1 pseudogene is annotated in these 371 nt (G+C 73.0%); it reads left to right on the top strand.

The features are described from left to right. Positions 1 to 371 (top strand): annotated as a pseudogene (locus ADL12_RS56785) (hypothetical protein); the annotation flags it as partial.

Here is a 371-nt window from a genome sequence, read left to right as displayed (position 1 = left end):
GGACGGTGCGGGGGGTGCTCGACCGGGGGGACGGGGTGCGGACGGAGCTCGGTCGGCTGGGCGATGGTGAGCTGCGGTATCTCGCGCTGTCGTTGGTGCTGTTGACCGGGCCCGGGGTGCTGGAGGTCGACGCGGTCGGTGAGGTGCCCGCGGCGATGCAGACGCTGACCGTGCTTGCGGATGGGCTCGACCGGGGGCTGGATCCACGGCAGCGCGGGGAGTTGGTGCGGTTGGCGGCGCGGATGTGTGAGCGGGGGCACATTCGGGTGGTCGGGGCGGTGAGTGATGCGGCGGGGGGGGGTGGGGTCCCAGGGGGCGAACCGGGGGCGGGGAAAAACCCCCTTGTTGGGCCAAAATGCACCGACCGCGGG

This window comes from Streptomyces regalis (assembly GCF_001509475.1).
In the GTDB taxonomy this organism is placed as follows: domain Bacteria; phylum Actinomycetota; class Actinomycetes; order Streptomycetales; family Streptomycetaceae; genus Streptomyces; species Streptomyces regalis.
Note: the sequence above shows the minus strand (reverse complement) of the source record. Positions and strands in the feature narration are given on the sequence as shown.